At 49.1% G+C, this 13,718-nt stretch carries 13 protein-coding genes; 1 reads left to right on the top strand and 12 read right to left on the bottom strand.

All coding sequences use genetic code 11. From position 1 onward, the window contains the following. Positions 1–35: 35 nt before the first annotated feature. The 3 genes from DWX00_RS05115 to ruvA form a co-directional block, all read right to left on the bottom strand. On the bottom strand, positions 36–467 hold the full coding sequence (locus DWX00_RS05115; protein WP_022461904.1) for a cell division protein ZapA: 432 nt from the start codon (positions 465–467) through the stop codon (positions 36–38). A 130-nt stretch (positions 468–597) separates the two neighbouring features. After that, positions 598–1,608, bottom strand: a complete 1,011-nt coding sequence (ruvB, locus tag DWX00_RS05110) for a Holliday junction branch migration DNA helicase RuvB (RefSeq protein WP_117760325.1) — start codon at positions 1,606–1,608, stop codon at positions 598–600. A gap of 40 nt (positions 1,609–1,648) precedes the next feature. Continuing rightward, a complete protein-coding gene (gene ruvA / locus DWX00_RS05105; RefSeq protein ID WP_022461906.1) occupies positions 1,649–2,263 on the bottom strand; it encodes a Holliday junction branch migration protein RuvA in 615 nt (204 codons plus the stop codon). A gap of 172 nt (positions 2,264–2,435) precedes the next feature. Here ruvA and DWX00_RS05100 point away from each other — a divergent pair, with 172 nt between their 5' ends. Further along, a complete protein-coding gene (locus DWX00_RS05100; protein ID WP_117760326.1) occupies positions 2,436–3,524 on the top strand; it encodes a ribonuclease H-like domain-containing protein in 1,089 nt (362 codons plus the stop codon). Between the two features lie 64 nt (positions 3,525–3,588). Here the strand turns inward: DWX00_RS05100 and DWX00_RS05095 are convergent, their stop codons facing one another. The 9 genes from DWX00_RS05095 to DWX00_RS05055 form a co-directional block, all read right to left on the bottom strand. Beyond that, positions 3,589–4,665 carry a putative ABC transporter permease gene (locus DWX00_RS05095; protein ID WP_055226378.1) on the bottom strand — a complete coding sequence of 359 codons (1,077 nt, stop codon included), beginning with the start codon at positions 4,663–4,665 and terminating at the stop codon, positions 3,589–3,591. Positions 4,666–4,812: 147 nt separating this feature from the next. Then, positions 4,813–6,714 carry a bifunctional 4-hydroxy-3-methylbut-2-enyl diphosphate reductase/30S ribosomal protein S1 gene (locus DWX00_RS05090; RefSeq protein ID WP_118594754.1) on the bottom strand — a complete coding sequence of 634 codons (1,902 nt, stop codon included), beginning with the start codon at positions 6,712–6,714 and terminating at the stop codon, positions 4,813–4,815. Positions 6,715–6,746: 32 nt separating this feature from the next. Next, positions 6,747–7,412 (bottom strand): (d)CMP kinase, encoded by a 666-nt coding sequence (gene cmk, locus DWX00_RS05085; protein WP_022462337.1) that lies wholly within the window; start codon positions 7,410–7,412, stop codon positions 6,747–6,749. Positions 7,413–7,456: 44 nt separating this feature from the next. Then, the gene (locus DWX00_RS05080; protein WP_118594753.1) at positions 7,457–8,704 is read right to left on the bottom strand and encodes an NAD(P)/FAD-dependent oxidoreductase; all 1,248 of its coding nucleotides are present in this window, start codon (positions 8,702–8,704) and stop codon (positions 7,457–7,459) included. Next, on the bottom strand, positions 8,701–9,675 hold the full coding sequence (locus tag DWX00_RS05075) for a MurR/RpiR family transcriptional regulator (protein ID WP_118594791.1): 975 nt from the start codon (positions 9,673–9,675) through the stop codon (positions 8,701–8,703). Before DWX00_RS05075 ends, DWX00_RS05080 begins: the two co-directional genes overlap by 4 nt. A 230-nt stretch (positions 9,676–9,905) precedes the next feature. Further along, positions 9,906–11,315, bottom strand: coding sequence for an oxaloacetate decarboxylase subunit alpha (locus DWX00_RS05070; RefSeq protein ID WP_022462334.1), 1,410 nt, complete (start codon positions 11,313–11,315; stop codon positions 9,906–9,908). Positions 11,316–11,364: 49 nt separating this feature from the next. After that, positions 11,365–12,516 carry a sodium ion-translocating decarboxylase subunit beta gene (locus tag DWX00_RS05065; RefSeq protein ID WP_022462333.1) on the bottom strand — a complete coding sequence of 384 codons (1,152 nt, stop codon included), beginning with the start codon at positions 12,514–12,516 and terminating at the stop codon, positions 11,365–11,367. 33 nt (positions 12,517–12,549) lie between these two features. Next, the gene (locus tag DWX00_RS05060; protein WP_117509004.1) at positions 12,550–12,927 is read right to left on the bottom strand and encodes a biotin/lipoyl-containing protein; all 378 of its coding nucleotides are present in this window, start codon (positions 12,925–12,927) and stop codon (positions 12,550–12,552) included. Between the two features lie 14 nt (positions 12,928–12,941). Further along, positions 12,942–13,715: an OadG family protein gene (locus tag DWX00_RS05055; protein WP_117509005.1), complete on the bottom strand. Its 774-nt coding sequence runs from the start codon at positions 13,713–13,715 to the stop codon at positions 12,942–12,944. Between the last annotated feature and the right edge of the window lie 3 nt (positions 13,716–13,718).

Here is a 13,718-nt window from a genome sequence, read left to right as displayed (position 1 = left end):
ATTACCTGTTCCGCAATCCCCCGTTTTTCCTTCTTTTACGCTTTTAATAAATCTTCCAGATCCTTATTTGCCTTATCAAGCTGCCGCTGCAGTTCTTCCCTCTCGCCGCGCACATGTTCCAGCTCGATTCGTTTCTCTTCCAGTTCTTTTTTCAGATCGCCGGCCTGGATTTCCGCTGCGATCAGATCGTGCTTCATATCATAGGTTTCCCGGTCTTTGGCTTCCATATCCTCTTCGAGGGTATCGACCTGGCTTTTTGCTTTGAAATAGTCGTCTGCAATGTTCAGTGCAAGCAGTGTGTGCTTCGTATCCACCGACAGGCGGTTGTATCCGGCTGACTGGGAAAGTTCGCTGATCTTCTGATTCAGATAAGCAGCTACTTTCTGCAGATATTCCGGGCTCTCATAACCTCCCAGTGTGATAATTTTTCCATCTATTAAAACCTGTGTTGTATTTTTTACAGCCATTCTTTTGCTTTTCCTCCACTGAATTTAACCGGACCAAACTCCCGGCTAATATAACCTATCATATACCGAAAATGGAAGAAAAACAACCTTTTTCTGCAAAAAGCAACAGAAAATGAAAGATTCAGGGCTTTTACTCTTCGATCTTACGCGGTGCCTCCAGCCCCAGGTGGTGCCAGGCAAATTCCGTTGCCACTCTTCCGCGCGGAGTGCGGTTGATAAATCCGGATTTGATCAGGAACGGCTCGTAGACATCCTCGATGGTGCCGGCATCTTCTCCAATCGATGCTGCCAGGGTATCGAGTCCCACCGGACCGCCCTGGAACTTTTCCATAATGGTGGTAAGAAGCAGCCGGTCAGTCTGATCCAGTCCGTAACGGTCTACTTCCAGCAGATCGAGGGCAAACGATGCGACCTCTTTTGTGATTCTTCCATCGTATTTCACCTGGGCAAAGTCGCGGACACGCTTTAAAATCCGGTTTGCCAGACGCGGTGTTCCCCTGGAACGGCGCGCCATCTCAAGCGCTCCCTGCGGGTCCACCTCCACATTCAGTACTTTTGAGGAGTGCAGGATAATATTGGCCAATTCTTCCTCCGTGTAAAATTCCAGATGGTGGATGACACCGAACCGGTCGCGGAGCGGGGCAGTCAAAAGACCTGCACGCGTTGTTGCGCCGACCAGCGTAAATTTCGGCAGATCCAGGCGGATCGAGCGCGCCGAAGAGCCTTTTCCGATCATGATATCAATCGCAAAATCCTCCATCGCTGGATAAAGAACCTCCTCGACCTGGCGGTTCAGGCGGTGGATCTCATCAACAAACAGGACGTCGCCCTCCTGCAGATTGTTGAGGATCGCTGCCATCTCACCCGGTTTTTCGATCGCCGGGCCGCTCGTTACCTTCATATGGGTTCCCATCTCATTTGCAATGATGCCCGCCAGCGTTGTTTTTCCAAGTCCCGGAGGGCCGTAAAACAGCACATGATCGAGAACATCACTTCGCTGTTTTGCTGCTTCAATATATACTTTCAGGTTCTTTTTCGTCTTTTCCTGTCCGATGTAGTCGTCCAGGCGCTGGGGACGGAGCGAACCTTCGATTTTCACGTCCTCCTCGAGAACGTCAGTTGTGATAATTCTTCTTTCCATCGTTATAAGGTTTCCTTCTTCCACAATTTAGGACCATCTGCTAAAACATATGCTTCAATGCCGCTTTCAGCACAGCCTCGCTGTCCATGCCTTCGGTGATTTCGACTTTCTTTACTGCCTGCAGTGCTTCCGTTCCGGAGTAGCCAAGCGCAGTCAGCGCCTGTACCGCATCCTGGAAGGCATCCGGTTCGCCTGCCTGCCGTACCGCCGCAGCCGCCTGATTTCCTGCCAGCTTCTGCTCGAACGCTTCCTGCAGGTCGAATTTGTCTTTTAATTCCAGAATCAGCTTCTGCGCGGTCTTCTTTCCGATGCCCGGTGTTTTGGCAATTGCCTGGACATCTTCCGAGAGGACGGCAAAGCGCAGATTGTCTGCAGTAAGCGTGGACAGCACCGCAAGCGCCGCTTTTGGTCCGATGCCGCTTACGCCGATCAGCATACGGTATATTTCAAGATCTTCGCGGGACAGAAAGCCGAATAGGGAAATTCCGTCTTCCCGCACACTCATATGAGTATATATCTTTAACTCTTCTCCCTCCCGGATGCCTGCGTCGAACATACTCGCTGGAATATTCAGCTCGTAGCCGATTCCATGGCTTTCGAGAATCATTTTTCCTTCCGAAAGAGAATCTACAGTTCCTTTGATAAATGCAATCATGTTTTTCCTCCAAAGCGCCGTTTTCTTTTTTCGAAAGCGAACGCACATTCTATTATAGCAGAACTTTTCTCATCACGCAACGATTAGTCGCTGTCTTTCTTGCATGTCAGATTTTTTCGTCTTATAATATCTTTAGATTCAAAAAAGTTTTTCAAAGGAGACAAAAAACCTTATGCAGATCATAGATTCTACCCCCGCTGCTCTCTCTGCCGCTCTTCAGATGTATCTGAGAAACGGCGATGTCTTTTTCGATATTGAGACGACCGGCCTTTCCTGGCGTACCTCGCATCTCTATCTGATTGGTGCGCTGTTCTTTGACCCGGCCGCGGATACTTTCACACTGCGCCAGTGGTTTCTTGATCGACCGACCGAAGAAAAAGAGATGCTTGTCTCTTTTTTCACGTTTCTTTCCGACGTGAAGCGGCTGGTGCATTTTAATGGAACGGCATTTGATCTTCCTTACCTCACACACAAAGCACTGTTTTATCAGATGGAAGATCCGCTTTCGTCAATCGCATCCCTGGATCTTTATCAGGCACTCCGCCCGTTTCAGTCAATCCTGGGACTTTCTTCAATGAAACAGAAAAATGTGGAACAGTATCTCTCATTCCCACGGAAGGATCAGCTTAACGGAAAACAGTTGATTTCGGTTTACCACGACTATCTTCAGACACTGGATGAAAAGAAACTGGAACTGCTTTTCCTTCACAATTATGAGGATGTCCTCGGCATGGGTTCTGTTCTGGAACTGCTCGCGCTTCCTGCCCTGTTTCACGGCGATTTTTCTGTCCAGTCGTGTCGTTTTACCGGACAGACACTGGAAGTTTCACTGCAGCCCGAGCGGGAAGTTCCAGTTTTCCTCTCCCGTGTCTGCGCGGATGGTTCTCTTACAGCCTTTGGTTCACGGGTTTCTCTCTCCCTGCAGACGCATACGGCGGAGCTGAAATATTTCTTCCCGGACTATAAGAATTACTATTATCTTCCGCTGGAGGATCAGGCTGTTCACAAGAGCGTTGGCGCGTTTGTCGATCCGGAACACCGTCAGAAAGCAAAGGCTGCCAACTGCTATCAGCGGCGGACCGGTACATTTCTTCCGCAGCAGGAAGCGTTTTTCACCCCGGCCTTCCGCGAGGATTTCAAAAGCCGCCCTTACTATTTTGAGTGGTCCGATGCCTTTCTTTCGCAGGAAGATCTCCTGAAAGAGTATCTCTGCTCCGAGCTTCAGCTCTTTTTCAAAGGCGATAGCAAAACCAGAAAATAAAACAGCCGTACACGTTTTTGCATGCACGGCCGTTTTTCCGGGACTGTCCTTTCCAAGCAGTCCTTTATTTTTTCTCTTCTTTCTCTTCTACCTTTTTTTCTTCCTTTTTCAGAGAAGCATGATGCGTTCCCTGCAGATGCGGATAGGCGCGCAGATAACGTTTCGTTGTCAGGCGCATCAGCCAGTTGGTCGGAAGCTGCGGTTTTGTCATCTGGTCAAAGCGCTCCAGCAGCTCTTTAAGATCCGGCATCTTATCACTGCGCACATCAAATCCAAGTGCCGCAAACCGTTCTTTCTGCTCTGCTCCGAACTCGGTCAGGCGTTCCTTCTGCTCTGCTCCGAACTCCATCAGGCGGTTCTTCGACTCGAAAAGCGGATTTCTTCTTCCCTCGGCTTCTTTCCGCTCCTTCTCCAGCTTCTGCATCTGCTCCATTGCCTCAGACAGTGTCTGGCGCTTCTCGGCCAGATATTCTTTCATCTTATCTCTGGAATACTCTGCACGATACTGCTGTACTTTCGCATTCATCTCCTCGGCAAGCTGGTTAAAGCGGGATTTCTGCAGATATTTCAGAAATTCTCCCCACGTTTTCTCCAGACTGCGCATCTTCTGTCCCAGCTGGAATGCTGCGGCTGCGGAAAATCCAAAATCTACCAGATAGCAGACGGTAACAACGGAAACAATGATCTCTCCTGTAGTATCCGAAACAAGATTCACTACTTTCACGGCAATCGGCTGCAGAATATAGAACAGCCCCAGTGTAAAGAATCCCCAGGCAATCGAACTGCTGAGGCAGATCTTTCCCTGAAAATTAAACTTCTGATTGCTGTAGTCCCACCAGTGCGCATGAAAAATGGTCTCCATCAGCACGCCGGTTACATATTCCAGAACCGTCGCTACAATGACACCTCCGAAATACAGTGCCCAGACGTTCGCTTCAAACGGGCGCAGGATCAAGTATACCATAACAGCGCCGGTGCCGTACAGTGTCAGCAGCGGACCATTGACAAAACCGCGGTTGACCAGTTTTTTCTGCCGGATCGATACATAGGAACTCTCCCAGATCCATCCGCAGAAGCTGTACAGCCAGAACCATGCTAGAACGTGGTACAGATCCACACCCAGAATCTTCGTCTCCCACATAAACTTTCATCCCCTTTTTCTTTTCTGGTGCCAAAAACAGGATGATAAGAAAATACCGCAGGCAACAGGTTTCCTGTCTGTTCAGGAAACCCGGTTGTCTACGGCATTCTAATCATCCAACTGCAGCACCTGCAAGTTAAATTATTCTTACTCTTCTACTGGCTCTTCGTTTTCCAGAGCTTTCATGCTCAGAGAGATTTTTTTGTCTTCCTCGTTGAAATCAACTACTTTTGCAGTGATTTCCTGTCCGATTTTCAGTGCATCAGACGGTTTCTCAACGTGCTCTCTGGAGATCTGGGAAACATGAAGCAGAGCATCTACGCCCGGCTCAAGCTCAACGAATGCACCAAAGTCAGTCATACGGGCAACACAGCCTTCTACTACGTTGCCTACAGCGTATTTATCAGCAGCGTTCAGCCACGGATTCTCTTCCGGGAATTTTAAGGAAAGAGCGATCTTGTCGCCGTTGATGTCTTTGATCAGAACTTTTACAGTCTCACCAACTTTGAATACTTTTTTCGGGTTCTCTACGCGGCCCCAGGACATCTCAGAGATGTGAAGCAGTCCGTCAGCTCCGCCCAGATCGATGAATGCGCCGAAATCGGTAACATTCTTAACAGTTCCCTCTACAACATCGCCAACTGCAATGCGTGCGAACAGTTCTTCCTGCAGTTTCTTCTTCTCAGCAACGATGAGCTGTTTGCGGTCACCGATGATGCGTCTTCTTCTCGGGTTGAACTCGGTAATAACGAATTCAATTTCCTGATCTGCATATTTAGACAGATCTTTTTCATATACATCAGATACAAGGCTGGCCGGAATGAATACTCTGGTCTCCTCAACAACTACGGATAATCCTCCGTTCAGTACCTGTGTTACTTTTGCTTTCAGAACTTCATGATTCTCGAATGCTTCCTCGAGTCTCTTGTTGCCTTTTTCAGCAGCAAGTCTCTTGTAAGTAAGAAGGACCTGTCCCTCTCCATCATTTACTTTCAGAACTTTGACTTCCATTTTGTCACCTGGCTGTGCAACGGTGTGAAGATCGATGGAAGAATCGTTGGAATATTCGTTTTTGGTAAGAATACCATCGGCTTTGTATCCGATATTCAGGATAATCTGATCGTCTTTGACATCGATTACAGTACCCTCAACGACTTCTCCGTTTCTGATTGTTTTAAATGATTCATCCAGCATTTGTTCAAAACTCATTTCTGACATTTTTTGAACCTCCTCAATTATTTTATTCGGGGTGGATGCCCCAGCTGTAATACCTACGCGACCAAATGATTGAAAAGGCTTAGATTCCAAATCAACGAGTGTCTCTATAAAGTAAGTATTTTTACATTCTTCTTTACATATCTCATACAGCTTTTGCGTGTTTGAACTATGTCTGCCTCCCACGACAAACATGGCATCAACCTTCCTGGCAATTGCTCTCGCTTCCGTCTGTCTTTCCTCGGTAGCGTTGCAGATAGTCTTTAAAACAGTACTATCATAACTCTTTTTCAAAAAAATTTCAACTAAATCTTTAAATTTGTTGTAATTAAATGTCGTCTGTGCCACAATAGATATTGGTTTTCCATTTTCGGGCACAAAACTTTCCGCTTCTTCGGCGGTATGCATCACGGTAACCGGGCCGCTCGCCCATCCCATGATGCCCTGTACCTCCGGATGATCCACGCTTCCGATGATGACGACGTGGCGGCCTTTTCTGCCCTCCTCGTCCACAATCCGGTGGATCTTCTTGACAAACGGGCACGTCGCATCTACAATCTTCATGCCGCGCGCTTCGATCTTTTCACAGACATCCCGCGACACGCCATGCGACCTGATCACAACGGTTCCGCCGGAAAGCCCCTCTAGTTCATCTTCCGAATGGATCACCTGCACGCCGCGGTTTTCGAGATCCTCCACAACCTGTTCGTTGTGAATAATCGGCCCGAAGGTGTAGACCGGCTTTTCACCGCTCTCAATTTCACGGTATACCGTATCGACCGCCCGTTTGACGCCGAAGCAGAAGCCTGCACTTTTTGCAACAGTTACTTCCATCTGTTTTTCTTCTCCTCTTTTCTCTGCCGCGTTTACATGCGCTCGCGGGCAAGGCTTAAGATCTTTTCCACAACCTCATCGATCGTCATTTCAGAGCTGTCAACGAGTACGGCGTCTTCTGCCTGTACCAGCGGGGAATGCTCTCTGTGCATGTCCTGATAATCACGCTCATTGATATCTTCCTCGATTTTCGCAAGATCGGCTGTCTGTCCCTTTTCGGTCAGCTCTTTCCAGCGGCGCAGTGCGCGGACATGGGCACTTGCTGTCAGATAGACTTTCAACGGTGCGTTCGGCAGAACGGCAGTTCCGATATCGCGGCCGTCCATCACAAGATCCGTATTCTCCGCCATCTCCTGCTGCAGCTCCACGAGTTTTTTCCGTACTTCCAGATAGGCGCTTGTCGCGGATGCCATCTTTCCAGCCTCCTCGGTGCGCAGTCTTCCGGTGACATTGACGCCGTTTAAATAAACCTGCTGCTCTCCGTTTTCGTAGGAAATGGAAATTTTCACATCTTTGCAGGCTGCCTCAATTTTTTCCTGCTCTTCCGGTGCAATGCCAAGATCTGAAAAATAGATGCCCATGGCACGGTACATTGCTCCTGTATCAACGTAGACAAACGAAAGCTCCTTTGCCACACGTTTTGCGATTGTACTTTTGCCAGCGCCTGCCGGTCCGTCAATTGCAAGATTAAATCTCATCTTCTCTCTTCCTCCTGAAAATTCTAAAATCTGTGATCCATATTTTATTCCTGTTCTTCCTTTGCCCGGATCTCTTCGGCTGCAGCGTGGGCACTTGCCCAGGCAATCTGCAGATTGAAGCCGCCGGTCAGTGCATCGAGATCGAGCACTTCTCCTACGAAGTACAGACCTTCTTTTTTCTTTGCCTCCATCGTGCCCGGACGGATCTCTTTCACGGAAACACCACCCTGTGTGATAATTGCTTCACGGAAACCCCGTGTTCCGGTTACTGTAAACGGGAAATGCGTGATCAGCTCTTCAAAGTGCTGACGCTCCGCTTTCGATACGGCATTGACCTGTTTGTACGGGTCGATCCCGCCAAGAGAGAGCATCACCGGAAGCAGTTTCGCCGGGAACAGACTGTTGATCACGTTGCGGAACTGTTTGTTCCGGTTTTCCTCAAATTCACGCAGGATCCGCGCATCCAGCTGTTCTTCCGTGAGTGCCGGCTTCAGGTTCAGATATCCTTTCAACGGCTGCTGTTCCAGTGCTTTTCCGATGTAGGAGCTCGCAGAAAGCCCCAGCGGGCCGGAAATTCCGAAATGTGTAAACAGCATCTCGCCGAATCCATCGAACAGCGTTTTTTTGCCGTTTTTAATCGTCATCGTCACATTTTTCAGGGAGAGTCCCTGCAGCTCACGGATGTACGCTTCCTCTGTTTCCAGCGGCACCAGCGCCGGGCGGAGCGGAGTGACGGCAAGTCCTGCCTCTTCTGCGAAACGGTAGCCGTCTCCATCCGACCCCGTCGTCTGGTACGACATACCGCCGGTTGCGACAACGACATCATTGTAAAAAAGCTCTTTCCCGTTTTCCAGGCGGATTCCTTTCACGCGGTCTCCTTCGAAAAGAAGCTCTTTTACTTTTGTATTCTTATGCACCTGCACATTTTTCCGTTTCAGTTCCGTCTCCAGCGCGCGGATAATATCCGAGGAGTGATCTGACTCCGGGAAGACACGGTTTCCGCGCTCCACTTTTAAGCGGACACCTGCCGCTTCGAAAAACTCCTGCACCTGGGCGCTGTCAAAGCTGTAGGCGGAGCTGTACAGAAATTTCGGGTTTGTCACCACATTCGTGAAGAACTCTTCTGTCGGGCAGTCGTTTGTCACATTGCAGCGGCCCTTTCCTGTGATAAACAGCTTCTTTCCCAGCTTTTCATTTTTTTCATAGAGATGAATCTCTGTCTTTTCGCCGGCGGCAAGCACGGCGGTCATCATTCCGGCGGCACCTCCGCCGATTACTGCTGCTTTTCTCATGCTTTCTCCTTTACCGGCAGAGCTGCCTTTTTTCCGCCCATGGGACGTGCATCGTCCAGCCCGTTGATTTCATCGTTGCTGTAAACCTGGTACTCATCCCACAGTTTTTCCATGCTCTCAAGTGTCTTTTTCACATCCGCCTGGCGTTTCATGCAGAGCGCCACGACAAGCGCATTGATTACACTCAAAGGGGCCACCAGAGAATCAACGATCGATGCCATATCGCTCTTGGCAATCAGCGTACAGGCTGCATAAACATTCATCGGTGAATGCACACTGTCTGTGATCGTAATCACCTTCGCTTTGCGGCTGTTCGCAAATTCCAGTGCCTTCATCGTACGCATCGAATACCGCGGGAAGCTGATGCCGATCACCACATCATCCTCCGTGATGCGGATCATCTGCTCGAAAATCTCGCTGGAACTGTTTGTCTGTACCTGGCGCACATCCGGGAAAATCATATGGAAATAGAACGCCAGAAAGCTCGCAAGCGGCGCGCAGCTCCGAATGCCGACAATGTAAATTGTCTGCGCAGAAAGAATCGTATCCGCAGCGCGCTCAAAGGCGCTCCGGTCCACTTCTTCCAGCGTCATCTTGATTTTTTCAATATCCGACTGCAGGACGGTCTCCAGAATTTCTCCCTGCGGCACGCGGCCATACGTAAACTGCATCCGCTGCACTGAATTCAGACGATTCATCACCATCTCCTCCAGTGCGCGCTGGAACTCCGGATATCCCGCGTAGCCAAGCTGCATCGCAAAGCGAACCGTTGTCGATTCGCTGACGCCGACCTGCTGTCCCAGGCGCGCTGCCGTCATCGATACGGCCTGGTCATAATGTGCCGTAATAAAATCTGCCAGCCTCTTCTGTCCTTTGCTCAACTTTCCGTAATTTTGATTCAGACGAATGAGGAGATTCTCGTTCGCTGCCTTCTGCTCTTCTGAAGAAGACTGTTCTTTTTCTTTTTTCATGTTATTTTCTTCCTGATTTGTTTTTCCGATCTGCAAATGCCGTTCGGCATCCACATTTTTTCTTTTGGGGGCATCCTGATTCTTTTTCGGACACACCTCGATCTTTTGAATTATAACACGAATAAATTACTGACGCAATGGCTGAAAAGCTGAAAAGGAAAGCCGGTGTTCTGCATTCCCTTTTTACGGGGAACACAGAACACCGGCTGATTTTTTTACTCAGATTTTATTTAGACCGGATATGCGCCGTCTTTTTTGTCAGCGGCTGCCGGATCTACTTTTGTCTGCTGCGCTTCACGATATTTGAAGAAGTCTACAGCTACCTGCGGGAACAGAGCGTAGGTTAATACATCCTCATCCTGCTGTTTCCACTGCTCGATCTCTTTCTCCAGTTTCGGAAGCTCCGGCTCAAGCAGGTCTGCGTAGCGGCAGGTGATCGGCTCGGTATCGCCGATGCATTTCTTCTGTACTTCCGGATTGAACGGTTTTACAGTTGCACCGTATTTTCCGGCAAGAACGTCTTTTGTCTCTTTCGTTACCATCTTGTAACGCTCGCCCATCAGGACATTGAATACAGCCTGGGTACCAACGATCTGGGAAGACGGAGTAACCAGCGGGCACTCGCCGAGGTCTTTTCTTACGCGCGGTACTTCTTCGAGTACATCGTAGTATTTGTCCTCTGCGTGCTGCTCTTTTAACTGGCTTGTCAGGTTGGAGAGCATACCGCCCGGTACCTGATACAGAAGAGTCTTGATATTTACGCCAAGGTTCTTCGGATTTAAGAGGCCTGTATCGAGCGCTTCGTCTCTCATCGGACGGAAGTAATCTGCGATCTCAGCCAGTTTGTTCTGATCCAGACCAGTATCGTATGGAGTGCCTTTGAAGGTTTCAACCATAACCTCAGTTGCCGGCTGTGAAGTACCCATAGCGAATGGAGACATTGCGGTATCGATGATATCAACACCAGCCTCTACTGCTTTCAGGTACGTCATGGATGCAACACCGGAAGTATAGTGGGTGTGCAGCTGAATCGGAAGATCGGTTGCTTCTTTCAGCGCGGTTACCAGCTCAGTTGCCTTGTACGGAACGAGCAGGCCTGCCATATCTTTAATACAGATGGAATCTGCACCCATCTCTTCGATTCTCTTTGCCATGGTGGTCCAGTAATCCAGGGTGTAAGCATCTCCTAAAGTATAGGAAAGTGCTACCTGTGCGTGGCCTTTTTCTTTGTTTGCTGCGCTGACAGCGGTCTGCAGGTTGCGCAGATCGTTCATACAGTCAAAAATACGGATGATGTCGATTCCGTTTGCAATGGATTTCTGTACGAAATACTCTACTACGTCGTCTGCGTACGGACGATATCCCAAGATATTCTGTCCACGGAACAGCATCTGCAGTTTTGTATTTTTGAATCCGTCACGGAGTTTTCTCAGTCTCATCCATGGATCTTCATGCAGAAAACGTAAGGAAGCATCGAAAGTTGCACCTCCCCAACACTCTACTGCGTGATATCCGACTTTATCCATTTTATCGATGATCGGAAGCATCTGTTCTGTTGTCATTCTCGTCGCGATCAGGGACTGATGTGCATCACGCAGAACAGTTTCCATAATCTTGACAGGTTTCTTTTCTACTGCCATTTCTATCCTCCTAAATGAAGTGTTTTTCACTTGTGTTTGTCTCAAGAAGTTATACACCGAAGATCGCCATGAAGGTACCGGCCGCTACGGCTGTACCGATAACACCGGCTACATTCGGTCCCATTGCATGCATCAGCAGGAAGTTCGTCGGATCTGCCTCCGCACCGACTTTCTGGGATACACGGGCTGCCATAGGTACCGCAGATACACCTGCAGAACCGATCAGCGGGTTGATTCTTCCGTGGGTTGCCTTGCACAGTACCTTTCCTAACAGGACACCGCCTGCGGTACCGAATACGAATGCGATCAGACCCAGGGCAACGATCTTTAAGGTGCTGACATTTAAGAATGCCTCAGCACTTGTGGATGCACCAACGGAAGTACCAAGAAGGATAACTACGATGTACATCATGGCATTGGAAGCTGTCTCCTGGAGCTGTTTTACAACGCCGCACTCACGGAACAGGTTACCAAGCATCAGCATACCTACCAGCGGAGCGGTAGATGGAAGGATCATGCAGACAACGATGGTGATAACAATCGGGAACAGGATCTTCTCGAGTTTGGATACGGAACGAAGCTGCTCCATTTTGATTTTACGCTCTTTCTCTGTAGTCAGAAGCTTCATGACCGGCGGCTGGATGATCGGCACCAGTGACATATAAGAATATGCTGCTACTGCGATCGGTCCCATCAGGTGCTGCTGTCCGAGCTTGTTCAGAAGGAAGATAGAAGTCGGGCCGTCGGCACCGCCGATGATGGAGATAGCTGCTGCCTCTCTTCCATTGAATCCCATGAAAATAGCGAAAAAGTACGCCAGATAGATACCAAGCTGTGCTGCAGCTCCCATGATGAAGCTGATCGGGTTTGCAATCAGCGGACCGAAGTCTGTCATCGCACCTACACCCATGAAGATCAGGGATGGAAGGATACTCCACTCGTCCAGAGTAAAGAAATAGTAGAACAGACCGCCCGCATGCTCAAGACCCTGTACGTCGGTATAAGGCTCAGCCATGATGTCCGGGTAAATGTTTACAAGCAGCATACCGAATGCGATCGGTACAAGAAGCAACGGCTCAAATTCATGCTTAATCGCAAGATACAAGAAGAAGCAAGCCACTGCGATCATAACGTAATTGCCCCAGTCCAGATTAAAAAACGCCGTCTGGTGAAGCAGGTTGTTTAAAGTTTCAGTAATCATTTTTTCACCTCCGGTTTTTTCTTACAACGGGCATTAGTTCATGGTTGCAAGAACGTCACCGGATTCTACTGCATCGCCTACTGCTACATTGATGGTTGCTACTGTGCCATCCTGCGGTGCTACAACCGGGATTTCCATCTTCATGGCTTCCAGTACAAGAACAGCATCTCCTGCTTTTACAGCGGTGCCTGCTGCTGCTTCGATTTTGCAGATTTTACCAGGTACAGAAGCAGTAACCTCTACGCTGCCTGCTGCGCCTGCCGGAGCTGCTGCTTTCGGTGCTGCCGGTGCTGCTTTTGGTGCCGGAGCTGCTTTTGCTGCGCTGACAACTGGAGCTGCGCCTGCTGTGGTTCCTTCTTCTACAGTTACGTTATATACATTTCCGTTTACGGTAATGGTGTAGTTTTTCATTGAAAATTTCCTCCTTAAGCTCTTTTGCCTTTTCTGCGGATCGGACGTGCAACATAAGCATCTCCGGATGCAGAAGCCATATCTTCTTCATACATGGCGATTGCAGCTGTAATAACAGCCTGCAGCTCCATATCGTCTGCTTGCGGTGCTGTCTCTTCAACAACCGGTGCTGCGACAGCCTTCGGTGCTTCCTGTACAGGTGCTGCCGGTGCTTTTTTCTTCTTCTTGTCTCCCAAAATGTAATCAAACGAAGAAATAACGAAAATCAGGAAAATCAGCATAACAAATACGGTACCGATTCCGATGATGGTGTTCATGCCGGCCTGGCCGATCAGAACGCCCTTTGACTCCTCAACGGTGATGGTGAGGTCGGTCGGAACTGGTGTTCCGGTGCTGATGTTCCAGAATACGCGGACAATACCAGGATTTTTTTCAAATTCACCCGGAATTGTGCAGGTTACAAAATCTCCGTCTACTTCGAGAGTACCGTCTTCCAGGCTTTTTACCTCTCCGAGGTCAGCCTTTGCCTCTTCCCATGCCTCAGCTGCTCTTGCATAGAACTGCTGGTCGGAAGCTTCCATATTGGCAAGATCGTCATCGCTGTAGGTCATCAGGCTCTGTCCTACCCACTGAACACTGGAGGAGAGCAGAGAATCTACCGTAGATGCCTCAACCGGTGAATAAGCCGGTGTAGATGCCGCATCCGCAAAAACAGGAGCTACGGTCACAACCATGGTGCAGGCTGCGGTAAGGACGAGACTTACTAATTTTTTCCAGTTCTTTCTCATCGT

This window comes from Blautia sp. AF17-9LB (genome assembly GCF_003479185.1).
In the GTDB taxonomy this organism is placed as follows: domain Bacteria; phylum Bacillota; class Clostridia; order Lachnospirales; family Lachnospiraceae; genus Fusicatenibacter; species Fusicatenibacter saccharivorans.
Note: the sequence above shows the minus strand (reverse complement) of the source record. Positions and strands in the feature narration are given on the sequence as shown.

Coding starts and splice junctions, on each gene's coding strand:
- DWX00_RS05115 (WP_022461904.1), bottom strand. CDS start 467: ATGGCTGTAAAAAATACAACACAGGTTTTAATAGATGGAAAAATTATC.
- ruvB (WP_117760325.1), bottom strand. CDS start 1,608: ATGGAAAGAAGAATTATCACAACTGACGTTCTCGAGGAGGACGTGAAA.
- ruvA (WP_022461906.1), bottom strand. CDS start 2,263: ATGATTGCATTTATCAAAGGAACTGTAGATTCTCTTTCGGAAGGAAAA.
- DWX00_RS05100 (WP_117760326.1), top strand. CDS start 2,436: ATGCAGATCATAGATTCTACCCCCGCTGCTCTCTCTGCCGCTCTTCAG.
- DWX00_RS05095 (WP_055226378.1), bottom strand. CDS start 4,665: ATGTGGGAGACGAAGATTCTGGGTGTGGATCTGTACCACGTTCTAGCA.
- DWX00_RS05090 (WP_118594754.1), bottom strand. CDS start 6,714: ATGGAAGTAACTGTTGCAAAAAGTGCAGGCTTCTGCTTCGGCGTCAAA.
- cmk (WP_022462337.1), bottom strand. CDS start 7,412: ATGAGATTTAATCTTGCAATTGACGGACCGGCAGGCGCTGGCAAAAGT.
- DWX00_RS05080 (WP_118594753.1), bottom strand. CDS start 8,704: ATGAGAAAAGCAGCAGTAATCGGCGGAGGTGCCGCCGGAATGATGACC.
- DWX00_RS05075 (WP_118594791.1), bottom strand. CDS start 9,675: ATGAAAAAAGAAAAAGAACAGTCTTCTTCAGAAGAGCAGAAGGCAGCG.
- DWX00_RS05070 (WP_022462334.1), bottom strand. CDS start 11,315: ATGGCAGTAGAAAAGAAACCTGTCAAGATTATGGAAACTGTTCTGCGT.
- DWX00_RS05065 (WP_022462333.1), bottom strand. CDS start 12,516: ATGATTACTGAAACTTTAAACAACCTGCTTCACCAGACGGCGTTTTTT.
- DWX00_RS05060 (WP_117509004.1), bottom strand. CDS start 12,927: ATGAAAAACTACACCATTACCGTAAACGGAAATGTATATAACGTAACT.
- DWX00_RS05055 (WP_117509005.1), bottom strand. CDS start 13,715: ATGAGAAAGAACTGGAAAAAATTAGTAAGTCTCGTCCTTACCGCAGCC.